Raw genomic sequence first — 24,445 nt, forward strand, 5'->3', positions numbered from 1 at the left:
TGTGACCGTGAATCATCAAACAACTGACCTTAAAGCGTGCGCGTGACGTGTTCGACGCGGAAGCATTCGATGACGTCGCCGGCGCGGATGTCTTCGTAGTTCTCGAAGGCCATGCCGCATTCCTGGCCGCCATTGACCTCGGCGACTTCGTCCTTGAAGCGCTTGAGCGTCTTGAGCTTGCCTTCGTGAATGACGACGTTGTCGCGGATCAGGCGCACGCCCGCGCCGCGCTCGACCTTGCCTTCGGTGACGCGGCAGCCTGCGACCTTGCCGACCTTGGTGATGTTGAACACCTCCAGGATCTCGGCATTGCCGAGGAAGGTTTCGCGCCGCTCCGGCGAGAGCATGCCCGACATCGCCGCCTTCACGTCATCCACCAGGTCGTAGATGATGTTGTAGTAGCGGATTTCGACGCCGTCGCGTTCGGCCGCGTCGCGCGCCTGCTTGTTGGCACGCACGTTGAAGCCGATGATGGCGGCACCCGAGGCTTCCGCGAGGCTGATGTCGGATTCGGTGATCGCACCGGCGCCCGAATGGATGATGCGCGCACGCACCTCGTCGGTCGACAGCTTGTCGATCGCGCCGGCGATGGCCTCGATCGAGCCCTGCACGTCGCCCTTGACCAGCAGCGGGAATTCCTTGGTGCCGGTATCCTGCAGCTGGGTCATCATCTGCTCGAGAGAACCGCGGGTTCCGCTCTGGCGCGCCGCCGCCTTGTCGCGGGCAAGCCGCTGGCGGTATTCGGCGATTTCGCGGGCGCGGGCCTCGTTCTCGACGACGGCGAAACGGTCGCCGGCCTGCGGGGTGCCCTGAAGGCCGAGGATCTCGACCGGGAAGGCCGGTCCCGCTTCCTTGACATGCTCGCCGCGATCGTTGACCAGCGCGCGCACGCGGCCCCACTGGTCGCCGGCCACCAGGATCTCGCCCGGCTTGAGCGTGCCGGTCTGCACCAGCACGGTGGCGACCGAGCCGCGGCCACGGTCGAGCTTGGCCTCGATCACCACGCCTTCGGCGGTGCGGTCGCGATTGGCCTTGAGGTCGAGCAATTCGGCCTGCAGCAGGATGGCGTCGAGCAGCTTGTCGAGGTTCAAATGCTTGGTCGCCGAGACCTCGACGTCAAGCACCTCACCGCCCATGCTTTCGACGAACACCTCGTGCTGAAGCAGGTCGGTGCGGACCTTCTGCGGATTGGCCGTGGGCTTGTCGATCTTGTTGATCGCCACGATGATCGGCACGCCGGCCGCCTTGGCGTGATTGATCGATTCAATGGTCTGCGGCATCACGGCGTCGTCCGCCGCCACCACCAGGATGGCGATGTCGGTGGCCTGGGCGCCGCGGGCGCGCATGGCGGTGAAGGCGGCGTGGCCGGGCGTGTCGATGAAGGTGATCATCTGACCGTTCTTCTCGACCTGGTAGGCGCCGATATGCTGGGTGATGCCGCCGGCCTCGCCGGAGACGACATTGGCGTCGCGGATGGCATCGAGCAGCGAGGTCTTGCCGTGGTCGACATGGCCCATGATGGTCACGACCGGCGGCCGCGGCACCATTTCGCCCTCGTCATCCTCGACATTGAAGATGCCGAGTTCGACGTCGGATTCGGACACGCGGCGGACCGTATGGCCGAATTCACCGGCGATCAGTTCGGCCAGGTCGGCGTCGATGACGTCGCCGGGCTTCATCATCTGGCCTTCCTTCATCAGGTACTTGATCACATCGACGGACCGTTCGGCCATGCGCTGCGAGAGTTCCTGAATGGTGATGGTTTCCGGCAGGGTGACCTCGCGGGCAATCTTCTCGCGCGGCTCCTGCGCCATTGAGCGGCGCATCTTTTCCTGGCGGCGACGCATGGCCGAGAGCGAACGGCCACGGGAATTGCCGTCGTCGCTGAGTGCGGCGTTGAGCGTCAGCTTGCCGCGACGGCGATCTTCCTCGGCCTTCGGACGAGCAGGCTTCGGCGTCTCGGGACGCACCACCTTGGCACCCGGACGGGCTGCGGCGCCGGGGCGCGCAGGGGCTTCGTCCTCGGTCTCGCGGCGGCGTCCGCGCGGGGCTTCCTCGACGGCCGGGGCCTCGGCTGCCGCCGGAGCTTCCTCCGGCGCCTCCTCGACGGCCGGCGCTGCTGCGGCGGCTTCCGCGGCGCGCGCCTCTTCCTCGGCCTTCAGACGGGCAGCCTCGGCCTCTTCCTTGGCGCGGCGGGCGTCTTCCTCGGCCTTGCGGGCGGCTTCTTCCTCGGCGCGCTTGCGCTCCTCGATGTCGCGGATGCGGCTGTCCTCGAGCGCACGGCGGCGGGCCTCGACCTCGCTGGCCGACAGGCGGTTGAGCACCTGTCCGCGCGGCGGTGCGGCGGGCGCGGGTGCCGGCGGCGGCGCCACGGGCTCGGCCGGCTTTTCGGCGGCGGGCGCGGGGCGCGGCTTGAGGGTCACCGGCGGCGTCTGGTTTTCGTCCTCGGGACGGGTGATGCGGCGTTTGCGCGTCTCCACCACCACGGCCTTGGTCCGGCCACGTCCCATCTCCTGGCGCACCATCCCCTGTTCCACAGAGGGGCGCTTCAGCGAGAAGGTCTTCTTGCCGGTAACACTGATCGTCTTGTCGTCGTTGCTGTCGCTCATTCCGTATCCGTTTCCGCGGGAAGCCGCATCGCGCCCGTGCGCGCCGGCTTCTTGATCGTTTGCACCCGGACCAATTGCCCGGAAGCCCGTCTTCAGTCCGGCTCCGCCTCGGAGCCGTTCCTGTAGCGCGCAAGCATCTTTGCGCGCTTCACTACACCCTCACCGGCCTGCCCTGCAAGCGCGGCGGCATGGATAAAAGCGCCTTCGCCCATGGCGAGCGCCAATTCATCGGCCGAAAACAGCCGAAAGACGGGTATCTCGGCTTCCGCGACACCCATCGCCCTGGCCGTGTTGGCCTGCCTCAGCTTGCGCACCCCGTCTTCGGCGGCGTCGCTTGCATGCATCAGCGCCACTGCGGCGCCCGACCTCACGGCATCCTCCACCTTGCCCGAACCGGTGACGAACTGGCCCGACTTGCGCGCCAGGTTCATCATCCCGAACAGGCTCTCGCAGAGCAGCCTGTCAACCGTTGCGCCCAGATCCGGCGCGGCGGCGGCCTCCGCTTTCAGCGCCCGGCCGTAGAGCTTGCGCCGGACCGCCAGTTCCACCACCGAGCGCTCCGCCGTAACCCAGCAGCCACGCCCCGGAAGGACGTGGCGCAGGTCGGGAACGACGGTGCCGTCCGGCCCCGCAACGAAGCGGATCAGGCCGTCGGGCTGTCCCCGTTCCCGGGTCACGATGCACATCCGGTCGTTCACGGGCTCGATCCTGACCTTCACCGCGAAGCCTCCGGCGCCGTCAGCCCTCAGGCCTGCTCGCCGTCCGCCTCAACCTCTGCCTCGGCCTCGGCGCCGTCTTCCTCTTCGACCAGAAGCTCGTCCTCGGTGATCCAGCCCACGGCCAGGCGTGCCGACAGGATCATCGATTCGGCTTCGGTGCGGCTGATGTCGAAGCCGCTGAACAGGCCGTCGAACCGCTTGGTCTCGCCGTTCTTGCGCTCAGACCAGCCGGTCAGGTCATCGACGGCGCAGCCGGCGAAGTCCTCGACCGTCTTGATGCCGTCGGTGCCGAGCGCGACCATCATCTGCGTGGTCATGCCCGGAATCGAGCGCAGTTCGTCCTCGACCCCGAGTTCCTTGCGCTTGGCGTCGAGTTCGGCCTCGAGCTTGTCGAGATATTCGCGCGCCCGGGTCTGCAGCTCGGTCGCGGTTTCCTCGTCGAAGCCCTCGATGGCGGTGATTTCACCGATCTCGACATAGGCCACTTCCTCGACCTGGCTGAAGCCTTCGGAGGCGAGCACCTGGCCGACCATCTCGTCGACGTCGAGCGCTTCCATGAACAGCGCGGTGCGCTCGTTGAATTCCTTCTGGCGGCGCTGGCTTTCCTCTTCCTCGGTGAGGATGTCGATGTCCCAGCCCGTCAGCTGCGAGGCAAGGCGCACGTTCTGGCCGCGGCGGCCGATGGCGAGCGAGAGCTGCTCGTCGGGCACCACCACCTCGATGCGCTCGGCATCCTCGTCGAGCACCACCTTGGTGACTTCGGCCGGCTGCAGCGCGTTGACGATGAAGCTTGCCGGCGACGGCGACCAGGGAATGATGTCGATCTTTTCGCCCTGCAACTCGCCGACCACCGCCTGGACGCGGCTGCCGCGCATGCCGACGCAGGCGCCGACCGGGTCGATCGAGGAATCGTTGGAGATCACGGCGATCTTGGCGCGGCTGCCCGGATCGCGGGCGACCGAGCGGATCTCGATGATGCCGTCGTAGATTTCCGGCACTTCCATAGTGAACAGCTTGACCATGAACTGCGGATGGGTGCGCGACAGGAAGATCTGCGGGCCGCGCTGCTCGCGGCGGACGTCGTAGACATAGGCGCGGACGCGGTCACCGTAGCGGAAGGCTTCGCGCGGGATGGTCTCGTCGCGGCGGATGATGCCCTCGCCACGGCCGAGATCGACGATCACGTTGCCGTATTCGACGCGCTTGACGGTGCCGTTGACGATCTCGCCGATGCGGTCCTTGAATTCGTCATACTGGCGGTCGCGCTCGGCCTCGCGCACCTTCTGCACGATCACCTGCTTGGCCGACTGGGCGGCGATGCGGCCGAAATCCATCGGCGGCAGCGGGTCGGCGATGAAGTCGCCGAGCTGGGCGTCGGGATTGCGGTCGCGCGCCAGCATCAGCGGGATCTGGGTCGAGTAGTCCTCGGCATGATCGACGACCTCGAGCAGGCGCTGCAGGCGGATCTCGCCGGTCTTGGCATTGATGTCAGCGCGGATGTTGGATTCCGATCCGTAGCGCGAGCGCGCAGCCTTCTGGATCGCATCCGCCATGGCGGCGATGACGATCTCGCGGTCAATGGACTTCTCGCGCGCGACTGCGTCGGCGATCTGAAGAAGCTCAAGCCTGTTTGCACTGACTGCCATGTCTGTCTCCATGTGTCGGCCCGCGTGCCTGCGGGTCCGTCGAGTTTGGGCCCGTAGGTCGGGCCGGTCTGGTCTGGGCCCTGTCGCGGGCCGGATCGCTGCCCCGTGCGGGGCTCAAAGGTCCTGATGCCCCTCAGGCGTCGTCGCCCGTCTCGTCCTGGTCGTCGACCGCTTCACCGCGCGCGGCCTTGGCGGCCTTGTCGGCCCGCAGCGCTTCGCGGATCAGCTCGTCCGTCAGCACCAGCTTGGCCTCGGCCAGCGCCGCAAACGGAATTTCGGCGACATTCTCTTCGCCGTATACGGGCTGGTCCCGCTCCACGGAAAAGCCGGTCTCCGTGACATTGCGAATGTAACCGCGGAAGCGCTTGCGCCCGTTGATCAGCACCGAGGCGTCGCAGCGGGCGAGATGCCCCTCCCAGCGCACGAAATCGGACTTGCGCACCAGGGGCCGGTCGATGCCCGGCGAGGATATTTCCAGATGATACGCCTTTTCGACCGGATCTTCCACATCCAGCACCGGAGAAAGCGCGCGGGAGAGCGTTTCGCAATCCTCGACGCTCATGGTGCCGTCGGTGCGCTCGGCCATGATCTGTAGCGTAAGCCCGTTCTGGCCCGAAAGGCGGACGCGCACGAGGCGCATGTCGAGCGAGACGATCACCGGCTCGACGATTTCGGCAATGCGCGCGTCGATGCCAGTCTCGGTGACCAGTCTCTGATCGTCTTGCATCGCGCTTGCGTCCGTCATCGGCAGGGGTCCTCGCTCCAATCGCTCCGATCGCCTGCCGCGGCCTGCGCGGGCAACAAAAAAGAGCGGGTCCTCGCGGGCCCACTCTTGTTCATGACGATCAAGAATTTGGATACCTTATAGTCCGGTGCGCCCGGATATGCAAGCCATGGGGGAAAATCGGCTCGCGCGGCCTTTGCCCGCCGCAGTTTTCCGGTCGCGTGGGCGCGCCGGTTCGGCCGCGATCGCGCCCCGGACGGCAACCGGACCAAGTCCGGCCGGTCTCCGGTCCGGCAGCGCCTCAGGTCCGCACGAATTCGAGATAGCAGGGGGTGCGGCCCTCGCGGATCGCCTTGGCCTCGTAGCGGGTGCCGGGCCAGCCGGCCCAGGGCTCGCGCCAGTCGCGGGCCGTGCGCGCGGTCCATTCGAAATCCGGATGGGCGGCGATGTGCTGCAGCGTCCAGTTGACATAGGTATCGATGTCGGAGGCGAAGCCGAAGCCGCCGCCGGGCTTCAAGACCCGCGCGAAACGGTCGAGATTGACGCGCGAGACAAAGCGCCGCTTCCAGTGCCGCTTCTTGGGCCAGGGATCGGGATAGAGCAGGTCGATGCGGTCGAGACAGGCGGATGGCAGCCAGTCGAGCACCTGGGTGGCGTCGTCGTCGTGGACGCGGATGTTCTGCAGGCCCTGCTGCTCGAGAACGCCCATCATCTTGGCCATGGAATTGACGAAGGGCTCGACACCGATGAAGCCGGTGCCGGGTGCGGCCCCCGCCCGGTGCAACAGGTGCTCGCCGCCGCCGAAGCCGATCTCAAGGTGAATCCGGTCGACCGGGACCGGCCACAGCGCGGCAAGCGGCGTGGGCGCGGGTTGGCTGAGGTCGAGCTTGAGGCCTGGCAGCAGCGCGGAAAGAGCCGCGGCCTGCGGCGGCTTGAGGCTCTTGCCCCGGCGCCGGCCATAGAAGGCCTCGGTCGCGCGCGAACGCCTCTGGGGAGTGGTCATCGTTCTCTCCGCACGGGTATCGGGCCCGCGCCTTGCCAGAGGCACGGGCGCAACCGACATTCGACCTCAGCCCTTGACGGCTTCCTTGAGCGGCTTGACCAGGTCGAGCTTTTCCCACGAGAACGAGCCGTCGCGGCCGGCCTTGCGGCCGAAATGGCCGTAAGCGGCGGTGCGGGCATAGATCGGCTTGTTCAGGTCGAGATGCTTGCGGATGCCGCGCGGGGTCAGGTCCATCACCTTGGGCAGGACCGCCTCGAGCGTGGCTTCCGGGATCTTTCCGGTGTCATGGAAATTGACGTTGATCGACAGCGGCTGCGCCACGCCGATGGCATAGGAGAGCTGGATGGTGCAGCGGTCGGCGAAGCCGGCGGCAATCGCGTTCTTGGCGAGATAGCGCGCGGCGTAAGCCGCCGACCGGTCGACCTTGGTGGTGTCCTTGCCCGAAAATGCGCCGCCGCCATGGGGGGCCGCGCCGCCATAGGTGTCGACGATGATCTTGCGGCCGGTCAGGCCGGCGTCGCCGTCGGGGCCGCCGATCTCGAACTTGCCGGTGGGGTTGATGTACCACTTGCAGTCGTCGGCGATCTCCAGGCCTGCGAGGGCCTCGCGGATATAGGGTTCGACGACGGAGCGCACCTTGGCCGAATCCCAGCTGCCGTCGAGGTGCTGGGTCGACAGCACGATCGAGGCGACATTGGCCGGCTTGCCATCGACATAGCGCACCGTGATCTGGCTCTTGGCGTCGGGGCCGAGCTTGCCGACCTCGCCTTCGCCCTTGTGGCGGGCGGCGGCAAGCAGTTCGAGGATCTTGTGGCTGTAATAGATCGGGGCCGGCATCAGCTCCGGGGTCTCGTTGCAGGCATAGCCGAACATGATGCCCTGGTCGCCCGCGCCTTCCGAGCCCTGCTGGTCGGACGCGTTGTCGACGCCCTGGGCGATGTGAGCGGACTGGAAATGCAGCAGCACGTCGATCTTGGCGGTCTTCCAGTGGAAGCCGTCCTGTTCGTAGCCGATCGCCTTGATCGCCTTGCGCGCGGCCGACTTGAACTTCGCGGGATTGATGACTTCCTTGCCGCTCTTGTCGGTCTTGACCAGCGACGGAGGCACCCGGACCTCGCCGGCGATGATGACCCGGTTGGTGGTGGCAAGCGTTTCGCAGGCCACCCGCACGCTCCACGGGTCGATGCCGGTCTTCTTGGCTTCTCTGTACACCAGATCCACGATCTCGTCCGAAATGCGGTCGCATACCTTGTCGGGATGGCCTTCGGAGACGGATTCACTGGTAAAAAGGAAGGACGAGCGCTCCATTTTGGGCTCCATGATGGGTCAGGTTGCTGTTTGTTTAGTTGGAACACAGCAACCTGACAAGGTCAGAATGACATAAATATATCTTGATATGATCGATTTGGCGCGTGCAAAATTGTCGCGTGAGGCCGGGCGGGACAAGTCCCACACGGCCTCACGCCAATCGGGTTTGCACGACGAAGCGCCGGTCCGGGCGGGTCTGCCCGAAAGGGTCTGCGCGCGAGCGATCCGGGGCGGCGCCGGGCATCAAGGACACCGGACCGGGAGAGCCGGGCCTGCGCGTCAGTTGACGTCGGGCTCGGATGCCAGCGATTTGACGAGATCGACCAGCTTGCGCCGGACCTTGGGATCGGGGATCTTGATGAAGGCGCGATTGAGCTGCAGCCCTTCCGAGGACGACAGGAAGTCGACCACGTAGTTGGAGCTGTTGGCTTCGGCCATTCCGGGCTGGTTGCCGGAAGGATCGCCTGGCGCATCTTCGAAAAAGAAGCTGACCGGCACGTTCAAGATGGTGGAGATATTCTGCAGACGGCTGGCGCCGACGCGGTTGGTGCCTTTTTCGTATTTCTGGATCTGCTGAAACGTGATGCCTAACGCTTCTCCAAGCTTCTCCTGACTCATGCCCAGCATCGTGCGCCGCAAGCGCACACGACTACCGACATGGATGTCTATCGGATTCGGCTTCTTTTTGTTTTCGATCATATTATCGTCCTGACAAGAGCCTGTAACTCTCTGGTTAATTCATCCCGCTTTGATTGTAGCGATCAAACACGGCAAGCTGGGGCTTGGCTTGGATGGATCGCAACGCGGGAACTGGGTTGACGCCGGTGACTATGCTATTTTAGGGGTTTTCCGTCAATCTAGGCCTTGCCGTTTACTTCTGCGCGCAAAAAGCGCTGTCAATGCCATTATGGCGATAATCAATCCAAAGTTAAGTCCGCGATTTTGGGTGCTCCAGGATTCTTGCCCCGCGGCCGGCAGATCGACGTCGAAGACGCCCGCCTCCCCCAGCGGCAGACTGGCCAGGATGCGGCCGCCGGAATCGGTCACCGCGGAGATGCCGCTGTTGGCCGCGCGCACCAGCGGCAGGCGAGCCTCGACGGACCGCACCTGGGCCTGGCGCAGGTGCTGGTACGGCCCCGGCGTCATGCCGAACCAGGCATCATTGGTGACGTTGAGAAGCAGTGCGCCGCGGCCGCCGTCGACGGCGGCGAGTTCGGGAAAGATCGCCTCGTAGCAGATCAGCGGCACCGCGCCCAAGCCGCCCGGCAGCTTGAGAAGATTGCGCCGGTCGCCGGCGGAAAATCCGCCGAGGGTCTCGGCAATTGTGGTAAGCCCGAGCTTACGCAACCAGGTTTCGAAGGGCAGGTATTCGCCGAAAGGCACCAGGTGGGCCTTGTCGGCCGAACCGATGATCTGTCCTTCGTCGTCAATGACATAGATGGTGTTGTAGTAGCGCTGCGGCGCGCCCCCCGAGCCCTCCTCGGCGCGCACCGCGCCGGTGACCAGGGTCTGGCCCACCTGCAGCATGTCGGCGATGCGCGAGAGCGCGCCGGGATTGTCGGTGAACAGAAACGGCACCGCCGTCTCCGGCCAGACGATGTGGCTCGGACGTGGCTGCCCCTCGGCCGGCGGCAGCGCGCTCAGCGACAGCATTCTCGAAAAGATCCGCTCGCGCTCGGCCGCATCCCACTTCTCCGACAGCCCGATCGCCGGCTGCACGATGCGGACCACCGCCTCCGGTGCGCGCGCGGGAAGCCGGTCGAGCCGCCACAGCGCAGCCCAGCCATAGCCGGCATGCGCGGCCAGAAGCAGCAGCGCCAGGCTCATGCCGGCGACCGCGCCGCGCCGGGTGCCCACCAGCGCCGGCGCCGAAAACACGAACACGGTCAGCGCCGAAAGGCCGTAGAGGCCCACGATTTCGACCGACTGCATCAGCAGCGGCACCGGCATGGCGGCGTAGCCGACGGCATTCCAGGGAAAGCCGGTGAGCGCGAAGCTGCGCACCCATTCGAGCAGCCCGAAGGCGGCCGCCAGCGCCGCGATCCGCCCCAGGCCGTCGGACCAGACGAGCCGCGCCAGCGCCGCCGCCGCCCCGTAAAACAGCGCAAGCACCGCCGGCAGGCCGACGATGGCGAGCGGCAAGGCCCATTCGAAGCCTTCGGCCCCGCTCAGCAGGGCATTGCCAAGCCACCAAAGCCCGGCCACGAAATAGCCGAGCCCGAACCACCAACCGGTGACGAAGGCAGGCCGCAGGCGGCCGATCGCGCCGGCATCGGCCGGGCCACTGGCGCCGTCGAGCAGCCACACCAGAACCGGAAAGGAGACGAACAGCACGGCGAAGAAATTGAACGGCGGCAGCGCCAGAACGGCAAGCGCGCCCGCGGCAAACGCGATCAGGACGCGCTTGGCGCCCCAGCTCAGCATGATGGATTCAGCAATCCGTTCCAAATCCCACCGGCTCCCCGCGCGCCCCTCCAGCCCCTCGCGCCGTCCCGGGACAGCGCGGGGCTGGACCTTGTCTCACCCGGCCCGCAAGCCCGCCGTTTCCGGAACGGGCCCGCGAATCATCGGCTGCATCTTTTCAAAAAACGCGGGCCATGTCCGGTGCGTCCGGGGACTTTTTTTTGCCAGAATCCCCGCTCGCCGCGACGCGGTGCCCGGTTCAGGCGGCGCTGGCGTCGCCGGGGTCGGACTGCTTCATCGCCGCGCTTTCGCCGCGCACCGGGCGCCGCCGCGAGGGCAGGCGCTTGCGCACGATGCGCACCCGCTTGACGCGGCGCGGATCGGCGTCGGTGACATGGAATTCGAAGCCCGGCAGCGCCTGCACCACTTCGCCGCGCGCGGGCACGCGCCCGATCTCGGAAAAGATCAGCCCGCCGATGGTGTCGACTTCCTCGCTCTGCTCGCGCACGTCGAAATCGGCGCCGATCTCCTCGGCGAGATCCTCGAGCTCGGCCTTGGCATCGACGATCCAGACATCCTCGCCGGTGCGCCGGATCAGGGTTTCCTCTTCGTCGTCGTGCTCGTCGGCAATGTCGCCGACCACCATCTCGACGATGTCCTCGAGCGAGACCAGGCCGTCGGTGCCGCCATATTCATCGATGACGAGCGCCATCTGGATGCGGTTGGCCTGCATGCGCTGCATAAGGTCGGAGGCCAGCATCGAGGCGGGCACGAACAGCACCTTGCGGGTGATGCCCGATTCCTGCAGCGTCTTGGTGAGGTCGACCCGCGACAGGTCGAGCGTGGTGGGCGCGTTGCGCGCCTGGATCGCGGCCGCGCTCTTGGCGCTGGACCTGCGCTTGGCGCGCGACTGCTTGGTGATCCAGGCCAGAAGGTCGCGGATATGCACCATGCCGCGCGGATCGTCGAGATTTTCCGCATAGACGGGCATGCGCGAATGCCCCGATTCCTCGAAGATTTCGAGCAATCGGCCCAGCGTGGTGGCCTGGTCGACCGCCTCCACGTCGGCGCGCGGCACCATCACGTCCTCGACCCGGACTTCGCGCAGCCTCAAGATGTTGTGCAGCATGGCGCGTTCGTCGGCCGAAAACGCCTCGTGCAATTCACCGCCCGACTGCAGCGCGTCGTTCAGGTCCTCGCGGATGGTCTCGCGGTCGGATGGGGGAAAGATCGCCCTGAGCAGGCGTTGCCAGAGGCCCGTGCCGTTGCGCTCGTCGGAAACCGCGGTGGTCTCCTTCTCGCGCAGCGGCACGGGCAAGTAACTCGGGGCTTCGTCGCTGGACGGGGCGCTCGAGGCGCCTGGGGCATCTCCGGACACTGCCGGGGCGTTGCTGTCGGTCATCTTCTCTTCGGTATCAAACCGGCTCTGTTTCGCCGTAGGGGTCAGATAGGTCAAGCGAGGCCAAAATGCGAGTCTCAATCGCTTCCATTCTTTCGGCGTCACTGTTTTCGATGTGATCATACCCGAAAAGATGGAGAAAACCATGCACCAGCAGATGGGTGATGTGCTCGTCGGCAGGCTTGCCGAGATCGTCCGCCTCGCGCTCGATGGTTTCGCGCGCCAGGATGATGTCGCCCAGCATCGGCCCCGGCATCCCGCCCGGGTCCAGCGGGAAGGCGGGGAAGGAGAGCACATTGGTGGGCTTGGGCTGGCCGCGCCACTGGCCGTTGAGCCCGGCCATCATCGCATCATCGACCAGCACCAGCGAGACTTCCGGCGGGTCTTCGGGAAAGGGCTGCCCCTCGTTCGCGGACAGATCCCGGGCGGCTGCCGCTAGGGCGGCCTGCGCCAGCGACTCGACCGCCGCAAGGTCGTCCCAGGAGCCGGCCTCGTGCGCGATTTCCAGGCTGATCTCGGCGGTACCGCTCATGCACTGCCGGACGGGGTGGGCGCAGGCGTGCCCGGGGCAGCCGTGGCGGGCGCAGCCGGAGCGGGGGTTGCGCGCTTGTCATAGGCCTCGACGATGCGCTGCACCAGCGGATGGCGCACCACGTCGGCGCCGCGAAAGCGGCAGGTGACCACGCCCTCGACGCCGTCCACCACCGACAGCGCCTCGACCAGGCCGGAGGTCACGCCGCGCGGAAGATCGATCTGGCTCGGATCGCCGGTGATGATCATGCGCGAGTTCTCGCCCAGGCGGGTCAGGAACATCTTCATCTGCATCTGCGTGGTGTTCTGCGCTTCGTCCAGGATCACCGCGGCATTGGCGAGCGTGCGCCCGCGCATGAAGGCCAGCGGCGCGATCTCGATGACGCCGGCGGTGATGGCGCGTTCGACCTTGTCGCCCGGCATCATGTCGTAGAGCGCGTCATAGAGCGGCCTGAGATAGGGATCGACCTTTTCCTTCATGTCGCCGGGCAGGAAGCCCAGGCGCTCGCCGGCTTCCACCGCCGGGCGCGACAGGATGATGCGCTCGACCGAGCCGCGCTCGAGCAATTGCGCGGCGTGGGCGACGGCGAGATAGGTCTTGCCGGTGCCGGCGGGGCCGACGCCGAAGACGAGTTCGGAGCGTTCCAGCGCGCGGATATAAGCGTCCTGCGTGGGCGTGCGGGCGATCACGGTCTTCTTGCGCGTCGAAATCTGCGCGAGCGTCATCTTGCCCTTGCGCTCGAGCGTGGGCAGCACCAGCTGGTCGTCGGCGGCGAGCGCCATGCGGATCGCGCCCTCGACATCGGAGCTTTCCACGCTCGCGCCCTTGAGCAGCCGGTCATAGAGGAAATCCAGCGCCCGGCGCGCCTGGTTGGTGGCGATTTCCTCGCCCCTGAGCGTCACCGTGTTGCCGCGGGCGCGCGCATCGATGTTCAGCTTCTTTTCGAGAAGCGCCAGGTTCTGGTCGAACTGACCGAAAAGTTCGCTGGCGAGGCGGTTGTTTTCAAAGGTGAGCGCGAGGTGGGTCGCGTCCGACGCGCCTGAGGCGGGCGTCGCAGCTTCTGTCCGGGACAGGTGCTCAACTGTCAAACGATCTTGCTCCAAGCTTGCACGTCGCCATGCCTTTCCGCTCTGCCCTCACGCCACCGGTTCCGCGAAAAGGCCGCTGGTCCCGGGTTGCGTGATTCGTACCCTGACAATGTCACCGATTTCACCGAGCTTTGCATCAACTATTACGGGCTGCAGCCAGGGAGAGCGGCCGATCAGCTGGCCACTGTTGCGTCCGGGCTTCTCCAGAAGCAGGTCCACCACCTTGCCGACACAGTCGCTGCCGAATGCGCGGGTCTGCCGGGCGATCAGGTCCTGAAGCCGCGCCAGCCGCTCGGTCTTGGCCGCCTCGTCGACCTGGTCCTCCATCTCGGCGCCGGGCGTGCCCGGGCGGATCGAGTATTTGAAGGTGAAGGCGGCCGCGTAACGGACCTGCTCGACGAGCCGCATCGTGTCCTCGAAATCCTGGTCCGTCTCGCCGGGGAAACCGACGATGAAATCGCCCGAAAGCGCGATGTCGGGACGCGCGGCGCGGATCTTCTCGACCAGACGGACATACTCGGCGGCGGTGTGGCGGCGGTTCATGGCCTTGAGGATACGGTCCGAGCCCGACTGCACCGGCAGATGCAGATAGGGCATCAGCTGAGGCAGGTCGCGATGCGCCTCGATCAGCGCGTCGTCCATGTCGCGCGGATGGCTGGTGGTGTAGCGGATGCGGTCGATGCCGTCGATCCGTGCCAGCCGGCGCACGAGTTCGCCCAGGCCCCATTCGCGGCCGTCCTGGCCGAGCCCGTGCCAGGCATTGACGTTCTGGCCCAGAAGCGTGATTTCGCGCACCCCGGCAGAGGCGAGCCGTTCGGCCTCGCCGAGAATCCGGTCGACCGGGCGCGAGACTTCGGCGCCGCGGGTATAGGGCACCACGCAGAAGGTGCAGAACTTGTCGCAACCTTCCTGCACGGTCAGAAACGCCGCCACGCCGCGCGCGCGGATCGCGGTCTCGGGGGCTGCCGGCAGGCCGTCGAACTTGTCCTCGGTCGGAAACTCGGTTTCGACCACATGGGCGCCGCCGCGGGCACGCGCCAGCGCCTCGGGCAGGCGGTGATAGGTCTGCGGCCCGATCACGACATCGACCACCGGCGCGCGGCGGATGATCTCCTGGCCTTCCGCCTGGGCGACACAGCCGGCCACGGCGACCATCAGGTCCGAGCCCTCGGCCTGGCGCTGGCGCTTGAGCTTGGCCAGCCGCCCCAGTTGCGAATAGACCTTTTCGGCGGCCTTCTCGCGGATATGGCAGGTGTTGATCAGCACCAGGTCGGCCGCTTCCACCGAATCGACCGGCTGGTAGCCGTCACGCGTGAGCGCGTCGCCCATACGCTCGCTGTCATAGACATTCATCTGGCAGCCATAGGTCTTGACGAAGACCTTCTTCGACGGCGCAGCCGCCAGGCCGGTGGGGCTGGCGGTTTCGGAACCGGCTTCGGGGGTGAGGATCGCGTGTGTCATCGGGGGCTTTTAGCGGGTAAATGAGGGCTTGAAAATGGCCTAACCGGCATCGAGCCTACCGCCGAGCGCGCGGATCAGACCATCGCGCACCCGCGCCTCGACCAGGCGGGCGGTTTTCTTGCGGTCGGTGCCGGCGTCGAACGCCACCGGCTCGGCGAAGATCACGTCGACATCGAGCGCGCCGTGGCGCAGCACCTTGAGCAGGTGCGGCCCGAGCGCCACATCGCCTGGCCAGCCCGCGACCGGCCGGTGATAGCGCCCCATCGGCATGCCGTGCAGCCCGACATAGGCGATCGAGACCGGCTGGATATGCACCCGCCCCTCGGGCGCCACCGCCACCGCCGCGCTCGCCGCGCCAAACAGCGAGGCATTGAACGGCATCACCCGGTTGCCGTCCGACGTGGTGCCTTCGGCAAACAGCACCACCACCTCGCCCGCGATCAGCCGCTGCGAGACTTCGCTCACCTGCGCGCCGGTCTTGCGCCGCTGCTGCCGCTCCACGAAGACCGAACGCTGCAGCCGCGCCAGCCAGCCGAGCAGCGGCCAGGTCCGGACTTCAGACTTGGCGATGAAGACCACGTCGGCGACCGAGCCCAGCACCAGGATGTCCTTCCAGGACACGTGATTGGAGACCAGAAGCAGCGGCCGCGCCGTCGACAGGCGCCCATGGCTGCGCACCCTGAGACCGATCGCGCGGCACATCAGGCTGTGCCACCAGCGCGGCAACCGCCGCATCAGCGGATGGCCGAGCCCGAGCGCGGCGAGCTGGACAGGCAGCAGCGCCAGCGTCAGCAGCGCGAAGACCAGCCCCACCAGCGCGATGCGCAGGCCCGCGATCATCGACCGGCCTGCCAGACGGAAGGGCGCGCGCCAGCCATCGTCCCGCGCCTATTTCTTCTCGGGCTTGAGGGGAATTCCGTAGAGTTCGAGCCGGTGATCGACCAGCCGGTAGCCGAGCTCGCGGGCGATGCGCTCCTGCAGTGCCTCGATTTCGGGCGAATGGAACTCGATCACCTGCCCGCTCCTGAGGTCGATCAGGTGGTCGTGGTGTTCCTCCGGCACCGTCTCGTAGCGCGAGCGGCCATCGCGGAAATCGTGCTTCTCGATGATGCCGATGTCCTCGAGCAGCTTGACGGTGCGGTAGACGGTGGAAATCGAGATGCGCGGGTCGACGGCCGCCGACCGGCGGTAGAGCTCCTCGACATCGGGATGATCATGCGCGCCGTCCAGTACGCGGGCGATGATACGCCGCTGCTCGGTCATGCGCATGCCGCGCTCGGCGCATCTGTCTTCGAGGGACCGTTGTTCTTCCATCGCCTGCCCAGCCGGTTACATGGAAAGGATGAGCCGGCAATTTCCGCGCCGGCGACCGCCCGGGACTAACGAAGATCGCGGCGCATGACAAGCGCCGTCGTGGCCGGTGCGTCCGGCCGGGCATAATAGGCGCGGCGCTCGCCGACCTGAACGAAGCCGAGCTTGCGGTACATCGCGACCGCGGCGAGGTTGGTCTCGTCGACCTCGAGAAACATCTCTTCCGCGTCGCGGCGCCGGGCTTCCTGGATGGCGCTGCGCATCAGCCGCCAGCCAAGCCCCGCGCGACGGTGCCGCGGCGAGATGCCGATCGACAGGATCTCGGCCTCGCCGGCGGCCTCGCGGCACAGCACGAAGCCCGCGGCCTGGTCGCGAGCACGGCCTTCCGGACAGGCGATGAAGCCGAACACCGAGGCCTGGCTGATCAGGCTTTCGAACTCGCCCTCGCCCCAGGCCCGCGAGAAGGCCTCGCCATGCAGGCGCGAGGCGGTGTGCGCGTCCTTGGTCTCGATGTCGAGGATGAGGCACTCGGGCGGACGCCCGAACAGGCTCATGACCATTGGCCTGCACTTTCGTGCGGCAGCGCAAATCCGGTCTGCGGCTTGGCGTCGGCCTCGCGCAGATAACGCGGTTCGGGGGGATTGGCGGAAGGATCGAGCCGGGCCGCGAGCCGGGCGACATCGCCGATCGCGGGGGCTGCGGGGTCGCCGAGAACCCGTTCGCCAAGCGCGGGATCGATCTCCGCGAGAAGGGCTGCGCCGGAGCCCAGAAGATCCGCGCCGCAGGACTGCGCGTGCCGCGCCGCCTCCGCGGGGCTCAGCTCCGCTCCCGGAAAGGCGACCGCGCCGCCAGCCTCGGCGACGAGCGCCCAGACCTTGCCGCGCCGGGCATCGAGCACGGCCATGACCGGCGTGGCGCGCGCCTCGGCCGCGGGAGCCGCCATGGCGTCGAGCGCGCCGACGCCGACACAGGGCACGCCAAGCGCCAGCGATAGCCCGCGCGCGAAGGACACGCCGACTCGGATGCCCGCGAACGAGCCCGGGCCGATGGTCACGGCGATGCGGTTAAGATCGGACATCGTGCGGCCCGCCTGGGCCAGCACCGAGGTGGCGATCCCCGGCAACTGCTCGGCATGGCCGCGGCCGATGTCGGGGCTGGCCGAGGCCAGGATGCGGTCGCCCGCATCCTCGTGGAGGGCCACGGCGCAATACCGGGCGGAGCAGTCAATGGCGAGCGTCAACACCGGTCAAACCCAATACGAAGACCCAGAACAAGGAGGGGGCGCAAACCTCTCGGCCTGCCGCACAGAGGCGCAAGCATAGCCTGTCCGCGCGGGCAAGGACAATGCCCCGCCCGCCTCAACCGGATCGGGTCAGACGACGGCCTCGACTTCGCGGACTTCCGGCACGAAATGCCTGAGCAGGTTCTGGATGCCGTGCTTGAGCGTGGCGGTCGACGACGGGCAGCCGGCGCAGGCGCCCTTCATGTGCAGGAACACCGTGCCGTCGCGGAATCCGCGGAAGGTGATGTCGCCGCCGTCCTGGGCGACGGCCGGGCGCACCCGGCTTTCGAGCAGTTCCTTGATGGTGGCGACGACGGTCTCGTCGCCCTTTTCGAAGAACTCCTCGTCCGACAGCGGCTCGCCGTCATTGGCGCTCGACATGATCGGCGCGCCGGACATGAAATGCTCCATGATGGTGCCGAGCACGGCCGGCTTCAAATGCTGCCAGTCGGGGCCGTCCTTGGAGATGGTGATGAAATCGTAGCCGTAGAACACGCCGGTGACGCCGGGAATGCCAAACAGCTTGGCGGCGAGCGGGGACGCCGTGGCGGCTTCCTCGGCGCTGCGGTAATCGGCGGTGCCGCGCTCCAGAACGACCTTGCCCGGAAGAAATTTCAGGGTCGCGGGGTTCGGGGTGGATTCGGTCTGGATGAACATGATCTATCTCCCTGCCTGGCCGGGGGCGGGCCAGTTTAGAATTCTTCAAAACAAGATAGGCTTCCCCGCGTCCGCAATCAAGGGCCGTTGGCACCGGAAGCCGGATCGTCCTTCGCTAACTCAAGGCGTCGATTTCGTCGTCGGTGAGCGCGTCGGGGATCACCGTGACCGGAATCGGGAAGGCCGCGCCGCGTCCGGCGATGGAGGCGACCAGCGGGCCGGGGCCGTCCTTGGCGGAGCCCGCGGCCAGCACCAGGATGGCGATGTCCTGGTCTTCCTCGATGACGGCGTGGATCTCTTCGGTGGTCTTGCCCTCGCGGATCACCACTTCGGGATCGATGCCGATGATCTGGCGCATCTTCTCGCTGGCCTTGGCGAGCGTGGCTTCGGCCTCTTCCCGGGCCTCGGCGCGCATGATTTCCTCGACGCCCAGCCAGTGCTGGAAATCGCCCGGCTCGATCACATAGACGAGAACCAGACCGCCGCCCGAATTGTAGGCACGCATGCCCGCATAGCGCATGGCGCGCTCGCATTCCGGCGTGTCGTCGATGACCGCGAGGAACTTGCGCCGGTGGCCGGCTTCGCGTGAGCGTCTTCTTGATACCATGCGCGGGACAATGCCATCAGTTCGGGTTTGCCCGCAAGGCCGTTTTTGCGGCGGCCCGCGGGCCGCCGCCTGGCCCGGGCCGGCTCCTAGAGGAAGCCGATGATCTCGCGGACGTCCGCCATGGTCTTTTCGGCAATCGCGTTGGCGCGGCCGCTGCCCTCGCGCAGGATCGCGTCGATATGGCTCGGATCGGCCATCAGCCGCTGCATCTCGGCCGTGATCGGCTCGAGCACCTGCACGGCCAGATCGGCGTGCGCCGGCTTGAACACCGAGAACTGCTGCCCGCCATATTCATCGAGCACCTGCTGGCGGGTCTTGTCGCTGAGCGCGGCATAGATGCCGACCAGGTTCTGCGCCTCGGGCCGGCCTTCGAGTTCGTCCAGGGATTCGGGCAGCGGCGCGGGGTCGGTCTTGGCCTTGCGGATCTTGCGGCCGATGGTTTCGGCATCGTCGGTCATGTTGATGCGCGACAGGTCGGACGGGTCCGACTTCGACATCTTCTTGGTGCCGTCGCGCAGGCTCATCACCCGCGGGGCCGGGCCCTCGATCAGCGGCTCGGTCATGGGGAAATAGCCGGACACCTTTTCCTCGCCGACCATCATGTCGACACCGAGCCCAGAGGCCTTGATGCGCGCGGAGAAGTCGATGTTGAACTTCTGGGCGATGTCGCGGGTCAGTTCGAGATGCTGCTTCTGGTCGTCGCCGACCGGCACATGGGTGGCGCGGTAGAGCAGGATGTCGGCGGCCATCAGGCTCGGATAGGCGAGCAGGCCGAGCGAGGCGTTCTCGCGGTCCTTGCCGGCCTTGTCCTTGAACTGGGTCATCCGGTTCATCCAGCCGATGCGGGCGACGCAGTTGAAGATCCAGGCCAGTTCGGCATGGGCGGGAACCGCGGACTGGTTGAAGACGATGTGCTTGACCGGGTCGATGCCCGCGGCAATGAACGCGGCGGCGATCGAGCGGGTCTGGGCCTTGAGGTCCTCATGGACAAGCTGGGCGGTGATCGAGTGCATGTCGACCACGCAGAAGATGCACTCGTGCTTTTCCTGAAGCGCCACGAATTTGCGGATGGCGCCGAGATAATTGCCCAGATGCAGATTGCCTGTCGGCTGGACACCGGAGAAGACGAGAGGTTTGAAAGTGCTCATGAGTTCGGATCCGGGGGCTGGTGGAGGGCCTTGTTTTCGCGCCGAGGCTGGGAACGCTGGGGGGCTGATAGCGCGCCGGTGACGCCGCATCAAGCGGCATTTTCGTCGCCGGGCGGTGGCGACGGCTGTTTCGGCCTGCGCTTCAGGCTGCGCGTGACCTGGCGGAAATCGGCGGCCCCGGTGCCGAAGGCGAGCAGGAAATAGACCGCCGCGCCGGCGCCGGTGAGCACCGCCAGCGCCAGGATCCGCTCGATCAGCGATCCGCCGCGACCGAGCCACGGGGCGAGCCAGGTCGCACCGTAGTAAAGGGCAAGCCCCATCAGCCCGGCCGAGAGCACCAGAAGCGGAATGCGCTTCAGGAGCGCGCTGTCGCGGCCCCAGTGGCCGCGCCTGACGAGCACCGAAAACAGGAGAGCGGCGTTGATCCAGCCTGCGGTCGCCGAGGCGATGGCGATGCCGGGTGCGCCCATCGACGGAAACAGGAGGAGTGCCGTGGAAATGTTCACCGCCACGGAGATCGCGGCGAAGATCATCGGCGTGCGCGTGTCCTCGCGGGCGAAATAGCCCGGCGTGAAAGCCTTGATCAGCACGAAGGCGGGCAGGCCGAGCGCGAAGATCGACAGGATGGTGGAGACCAGGTGCGTGTCGGTGGCAGTGAAGGCGCCGCGCTCGTAGAGCACCCGCACGATCGGCTCGGAAATGACGATCAGCGCGGCGGCGGCCGGCAGCGTGAGAAACAGGGTGAACTCGACCGACCGGTTCTGCAGATGCGCGGCCTCGGTCTCGTTGCCGCCCTTGAGCGCGCGCGACAGTTCCGGCAGCAGCACGATCGCCACCGCGATGCCGACCACGCCGAGCGGCAACTGGTAAAAGCGGTCGGCCTGGGCCAGCGCCGGCACCGCCCGGTCCTGCCCCGAGGCGATCGCCGTGCCGATCAGCGTGTTGATCTGGGTGATGCCGCCGGTGATGGCGGCGGGCGCGGCAAGCCAGAGCAGCCGCTTGACATTGGCGGTCAGCCGCGGCCGGCGGAAGCGCACGCGGATGCCGGCACGGCGGGCGGCAAACCAGACGATGCCGAGCTGCACCAGACCCGCCGCCAGCACGCCCCAGGCGAGATCGTAGCCGATGGCGAGTTCGTCGCGGCCCTCATGCCAGGCCCAGGCCAGCACCCCGATCAGGATGATGTTGAGGAACACCGGGGCGATCGCCGCGGCAAAATAGCGCCTGAGCGAATTGAGCATGCCGGCCATCATGGCGCCGAGCGACATGCACATGAGATAGGGGAACATGATCAGCGCCAGATTGACCGTCAGGTCGAACTTGACGGGATCGTCGCGATAGCCCGGCGCGATGATGGTGGCGACGAGAACCGGCATCGCCAGCTGCATGGCGATGGTGATCACGATCAGCACCGTGAACAGGAAGCCGAACACCTCTTCGGAAAACCGCCGCGCGCCATCCAGCCCGCCTGCCTCGATCTCCTTGGCGAACAGCGGGATGAAGGCGGAATTGAACGCGCCTTCGGCGAACAGGCGACGGAAGGTGTTGGGAAACTGGAAGGCGGCGTAGAAGGCGCCGGCGACCGGCCCGGTGCCAAGCGCCGCGGCCATCAGCATTTCCCGCCCGAAGCCGAAGATGCGGCTTGCGAGCGTGGCAGCACCCACGCCCATGAACTTGGAAACCAGGCTCATGCAGAGGCCTTCCGCTCGCGCCGCGCCGACCCGTGCGGGGCGATCATGCCGGGGGGCATGTTGTCACGCAGCTCATCCGCCTCCTTGCCGAGCACCGCCTTCAGGCGGGCGACGATGTTGAGCTTGCGGTTGTCGTTGGTGATCTTCTGGCCCACCAGATCGCGCACATAGAAAGTGTCGACCACCTTTTCGCCGAAGGTGGTGATGTGCGCGGAGGCGATGTCGAGCGACAGGTCCGAGAGCACCGAGGCCACCTCGGAGAGAAGGCCGGGGCGGTCGAGGCATTCGATCTCGATCAGGGTGAACTTGTTCGACAGCGTGTTGGAGATCGTCACCTGCGGCTTGACGATGAACGGACGCTGCTTGCGCTTGCCGCGGGTCTTGCGGGCGATCACCTCGGGAATATGCGCGCGGCCGGCCAGCACGTCCTCGATCATGCGGCCGATCGAGGCGCCGCGCCTCAGCTCGTCCTCGTCGTCGGGCAGTTCGCGGTTGATGAGGATGGTGTCGAGCGCGCGGCCATCGGAGGTGGTGAACACCTGCGCATCGGCGATGTTGGCGCCGGCGGCGGCGCAGGCGCCGGTGACGATCGACAGCAGCCGCGGGTGGTCGGGCGACAGCAGCGTGATTTCGGTGATGGCATGGAAGGCGTTGGTGCGCACCATGGTGGCGAGCTGCTTCTTCGCGCGATCGGCCTCGCGGATGAATTCGGCGTGGCGCACCTGTTCCTCGAGCGCCACGGCGAGCAGATAAGGCTCGTAATGCAGCTTCACATAGGCCTTGCGTTCCTTTTCCGTCCAGTCCGCCAGCGCCTCCGACAGCGCCGCGCGGGCGTGCTCCGTGCGCTGCTTGCGCGAGACTTCGGAGAAGCCGCCCGACAGCATCAGTTCGGTCTCGTAGTAGAGCGTGCGCAGAAGCTGGCCCTTCCAGCCGTTCCACACGCCCGGGCCCACGGCGCGGATGTCGCTGACCGAGAGCACCAGCAGCATCTTCAGGCGCTCAAGCGTGCGCACCTTCTCGGCGAAATCGGTAATCGTCTTGCGGTCGTTGAGATCGCGCGTCTGCGAGACCATCGACATGGTCAGGTGGTCCTCGATCAGCCAGGCCACGAGTTCGGTCTGCTTGGGCGAGAGCCCGAGCCGCGGGCAGAGCTTGCGCGCGACGCGCGCGCCGGCGATGGAATGATCCTCCGGCCGCCCCTTGGCGATGTCGTGCAGGAAGACGGCGACATAGAGCGCCTCGCGCTCCTCGATGCCGGGCATGATCTTGGAGGCAAGCGGATGTTCGCGCGTCTCCTCGCCCTTGTCGATGCCCGACAGCACCGAGACGGTGCGGATCAGGTGCTCGTCGACGGTGTAGTGATGATACATGTTGAACTGCATCATCGAGACGATCTTGCCGAATTCGGGAATGAAGCGGCCGAGCAGGCCTGCCTCGTTCATGCGCCTCAAGATGATCGCGGGCTGGCGCTTGGAGGTCAGGATCGACAGGAACAGCCGGTTGGCTTCCTCGTTCTCGCGCACCTCGGCATTGATCATCTTCAGCGAACGGGTCACGCGCTTGAGCGCATCGGGATGGAATTCCAGCTCGCGAATGTCGGCCAGATGAAACAGGCGGATGATGTTGACCGGATCGCGCTTGAAGACATCGGCGTCGGCGAGCGTGATGCGCCCCTTGTCCTCGAGGAAGTCGAGCGTGCCGGGGATCTTGCGCGGGCGGTTGGCGAAGCGGCTGATGACGCCGGTCAGGCCCGGCGCCTGCTTGGCCTGCTGGTCCTCGAGCCCGGCGCAGAAGATGCGGGTGAGATCGCCCACGTCCTTGGCGACGAGGAAGTAGTGCTTCATGAAGCGCTCGACCGCCGACAGGCCGGGATGGTCCTGATAGCCGAGACCCGAGGCGATGTCGCGCTGGATGTCGAACGACAGCCGCTCCTCCGCCTTGCCGGTCAGGAAATGCATGTGGCAGCGCACCGCCCAGAGGAAATCCTCGGCCTTGAGGAACAGGTTGAACTCGCGGCGCGAAAGCACGCCCAGGCCCACCAGCTCCTCGGTGTTGCGGATGTGGTAGAAATATTTGGCGATCCAGAACAGCGTGTTGAGATCGCGCAACCCGCCCTTGCCTTCCTTGACATTGGGCTCGACCAGATAACGCGTGTCGCCGGCCTTGCGGTGGCGCTCGTCGCGCTCGGCGAGCTTTGCCGCGATGAATTCGGGGCCGCTGCCCTCCACCACCTCGGTGTCGAAGCGCGTGCCGAGTTCGGCAAACAGCGTGCGCTCGCCGCAGATGAAGCGGGCCTCGAGAATTGCGGTGCGGATGGTCATGTCGGAGCGCGACAGCCGGATGCATTCGTCGATGTTGCGGGTGGCGTGGCCGACTTTCAGGCCCATGTCCCACAGGATGTAGAGGATCCACTCGACGATCTGCTCGGTCCAGGGGGTGTTCTTGTAGGGCAGCACGAACAACAGGTCGATGTCGGACCCCGGCGCCAGCGTGCCGCGCCCGTAGCCGCCGACGGCGGTCACGGTCAGGTGCTCGGATTTGGACGGCCTGTCGACCCGGTAGACATGGGTCGAGGCATAATCATAGAGCGCCGTCGTGATCATGTCCTGCAGATGCGAGATCCGCGTGGCGCAGGCGGTGCCGCCGCCATCGTCGAACAGCATGGTGCGGGCGGTCTCGCGGCCTGCCGCATTGACCCGCTTGACCTCGGCCAGGACCTCCTGGCGCGCCTTGGTGCTGGCGCCCCCGTGCTTGGCGGCAATGGCGTCGAGCGATGCGCGCAGTTGCGCCGGATCGACAATCCGGCTGAGATCGAGGCGGTCTTCGGCGACATTGAGCATCAGTTCGGGTCCCGGTC

21 protein-coding genes are annotated in these 24,445 nt (G+C 66.6%); all 21 read right to left on the reverse strand.

What is annotated here, in order from left to right:
• Nucleotides 1–29: 29 nt before the first annotated feature.
• The 21 genes from infB to AWJ14_RS18650 all read right to left on the reverse strand — a co-directional run bounded on the left by infB (nt 30) and on the right by AWJ14_RS18650 (nt 24,428).
• On the reverse strand, nt 30–2,609 hold the full coding sequence (gene infB / locus AWJ14_RS18550) for a translation initiation factor IF-2 (protein ID WP_066182856.1): 2,580 nt from the start codon (nt 2,607–2,609) through the stop codon (nt 30–32).
• Between the two features lie 92 nt (nt 2,610–2,701).
• Nucleotides 2,702–3,316: an RNA-binding protein gene (locus AWJ14_RS18555; RefSeq protein ID WP_280949323.1), complete on the reverse strand. Its 615-nt coding sequence runs from the start codon at nt 3,314–3,316 to the stop codon at nt 2,702–2,704.
• A gap of 38 nt (nt 3,317–3,354) precedes the next feature.
• A complete protein-coding gene (gene nusA / locus AWJ14_RS18560; RefSeq protein ID WP_066182861.1) occupies nt 3,355–4,974 on the reverse strand; it encodes a transcription termination factor NusA in 1,620 nt (539 codons plus the stop codon).
• A 133-nt stretch (nt 4,975–5,107) separates the two neighbouring features.
• Nucleotides 5,108–5,719, reverse strand: coding sequence for a ribosome maturation factor RimP (gene rimP / locus AWJ14_RS18565; protein WP_066182866.1), 612 nt, complete (start codon nt 5,717–5,719; stop codon nt 5,108–5,110).
• A gap of 280 nt (nt 5,720–5,999) precedes the next feature.
• Nucleotides 6,000–6,701, reverse strand: a complete 702-nt coding sequence (gene trmB, locus AWJ14_RS18570) for a tRNA (guanosine(46)-N7)-methyltransferase TrmB (RefSeq protein WP_066182869.1) — start codon at nt 6,699–6,701, stop codon at nt 6,000–6,002.
• Nucleotides 6,702–6,767: 66 nt separating this feature from the next.
• On the reverse strand, nt 6,768–8,009 hold the full coding sequence (metK, locus tag AWJ14_RS18575) for a methionine adenosyltransferase (RefSeq protein WP_066182872.1): 1,242 nt from the start codon (nt 8,007–8,009) through the stop codon (nt 6,768–6,770).
• Nucleotides 8,010–8,288: 279 nt separating this feature from the next.
• Nucleotides 8,289–8,708, reverse strand: a complete 420-nt coding sequence (locus AWJ14_RS18580; protein ID WP_066182876.1) for a helix-turn-helix domain-containing protein — start codon at nt 8,706–8,708, stop codon at nt 8,289–8,291.
• Nucleotides 8,709–8,861: 153 nt separating this feature from the next.
• Nucleotides 8,862–10,457: an apolipoprotein N-acyltransferase gene (lnt, locus tag AWJ14_RS18585; RefSeq protein ID WP_066182879.1), complete on the reverse strand. Its 1,596-nt coding sequence runs from the start codon at nt 10,455–10,457 to the stop codon at nt 8,862–8,864.
• A 214-nt stretch (nt 10,458–10,671) separates the two neighbouring features.
• Nucleotides 10,672–11,814, reverse strand: coding sequence for a hemolysin family protein (locus tag AWJ14_RS18590; protein ID WP_066182882.1), 1,143 nt, complete (start codon nt 11,812–11,814; stop codon nt 10,672–10,674).
• 13 nt (nt 11,815–11,827) lie between these two features.
• Nucleotides 11,828–12,343 (reverse strand): rRNA maturation RNase YbeY, encoded by a 516-nt coding sequence (gene ybeY / locus AWJ14_RS18595; RefSeq protein WP_066182885.1) that lies wholly within the window; start codon nt 12,341–12,343, stop codon nt 11,828–11,830.
• A complete protein-coding gene (locus tag AWJ14_RS18600; RefSeq protein WP_066182888.1) occupies nt 12,340–13,431 on the reverse strand; it encodes a PhoH family protein in 1,092 nt (363 codons plus the stop codon). Before AWJ14_RS18600 ends, ybeY begins: the two co-directional genes overlap by 4 nt.
• A 48-nt stretch (nt 13,432–13,479) precedes the next feature.
• Nucleotides 13,480–14,892, reverse strand: a complete 1,413-nt coding sequence (miaB, locus tag AWJ14_RS18605; RefSeq protein ID WP_083220361.1) for a tRNA (N6-isopentenyl adenosine(37)-C2)-methylthiotransferase MiaB — start codon at nt 14,890–14,892, stop codon at nt 13,480–13,482.
• 39 nt (nt 14,893–14,931) lie between these two features.
• Entirely contained in the window at nt 14,932–15,732 is an 801-nt protein-coding gene (gene olsA, locus AWJ14_RS18610; RefSeq protein ID WP_066182889.1) for a lyso-ornithine lipid O-acyltransferase, read from the reverse strand.
• A 48-nt stretch (nt 15,733–15,780) separates the two neighbouring features.
• A complete protein-coding gene (locus tag AWJ14_RS18615) occupies nt 15,781–16,206 on the reverse strand; it encodes a Fur family transcriptional regulator (RefSeq protein WP_066182895.1) in 426 nt (141 codons plus the stop codon).
• Nucleotides 16,207–16,271: 65 nt separating this feature from the next.
• Nucleotides 16,272–16,763, reverse strand: a complete 492-nt coding sequence (locus AWJ14_RS18620; RefSeq protein WP_066182898.1) for a GNAT family N-acetyltransferase — start codon at nt 16,761–16,763, stop codon at nt 16,272–16,274.
• Complete coding sequence (tsaB, locus tag AWJ14_RS18625; RefSeq protein ID WP_066182901.1) at nt 16,754–17,446, reverse strand: tRNA (adenosine(37)-N6)-threonylcarbamoyltransferase complex dimerization subunit type 1 TsaB; 693 nt, start codon at nt 17,444–17,446, stop codon at nt 16,754–16,756. Before tsaB ends, AWJ14_RS18620 begins: the two co-directional genes overlap by 10 nt.
• A 129-nt stretch (nt 17,447–17,575) precedes the next feature.
• Nucleotides 17,576–18,142, reverse strand: coding sequence for a NifU family protein (locus AWJ14_RS18630; protein ID WP_066182905.1), 567 nt, complete (start codon nt 18,140–18,142; stop codon nt 17,576–17,578).
• A gap of 115 nt (nt 18,143–18,257) precedes the next feature.
• Nucleotides 18,258–18,749: a universal stress protein gene (locus tag AWJ14_RS18635; RefSeq protein WP_066182907.1), complete on the reverse strand. Its 492-nt coding sequence runs from the start codon at nt 18,747–18,749 to the stop codon at nt 18,258–18,260.
• Nucleotides 18,750–18,835: 86 nt separating this feature from the next.
• Complete coding sequence (gene trpS / locus AWJ14_RS18640; RefSeq protein WP_066182910.1) at nt 18,836–19,897, reverse strand: tryptophan--tRNA ligase; 1,062 nt, start codon at nt 19,895–19,897, stop codon at nt 18,836–18,838.
• Nucleotides 19,898–19,986: 89 nt separating this feature from the next.
• Nucleotides 19,987–21,588, reverse strand: coding sequence for a murein biosynthesis integral membrane protein MurJ (murJ, locus tag AWJ14_RS18645; RefSeq protein ID WP_066182912.1), 1,602 nt, complete (start codon nt 21,586–21,588; stop codon nt 19,987–19,989).
• Nucleotides 21,585–24,428: a [protein-PII] uridylyltransferase gene (locus AWJ14_RS18650; RefSeq protein ID WP_066182915.1), complete on the reverse strand. Its 2,844-nt coding sequence runs from the start codon at nt 24,426–24,428 to the stop codon at nt 21,585–21,587. Before AWJ14_RS18650 ends, murJ begins: the two co-directional genes overlap by 4 nt.
• Nucleotides 24,429–24,445: the final 17 nt, after the last annotated feature.

Origin of the sequence: Parahoeflea olei, from assembly GCF_001703635.1 — a bacterium.
In the GTDB taxonomy this organism is placed as follows: Bacteria; Pseudomonadota; Alphaproteobacteria; order Rhizobiales; family Rhizobiaceae; genus Hoeflea; species Hoeflea olei.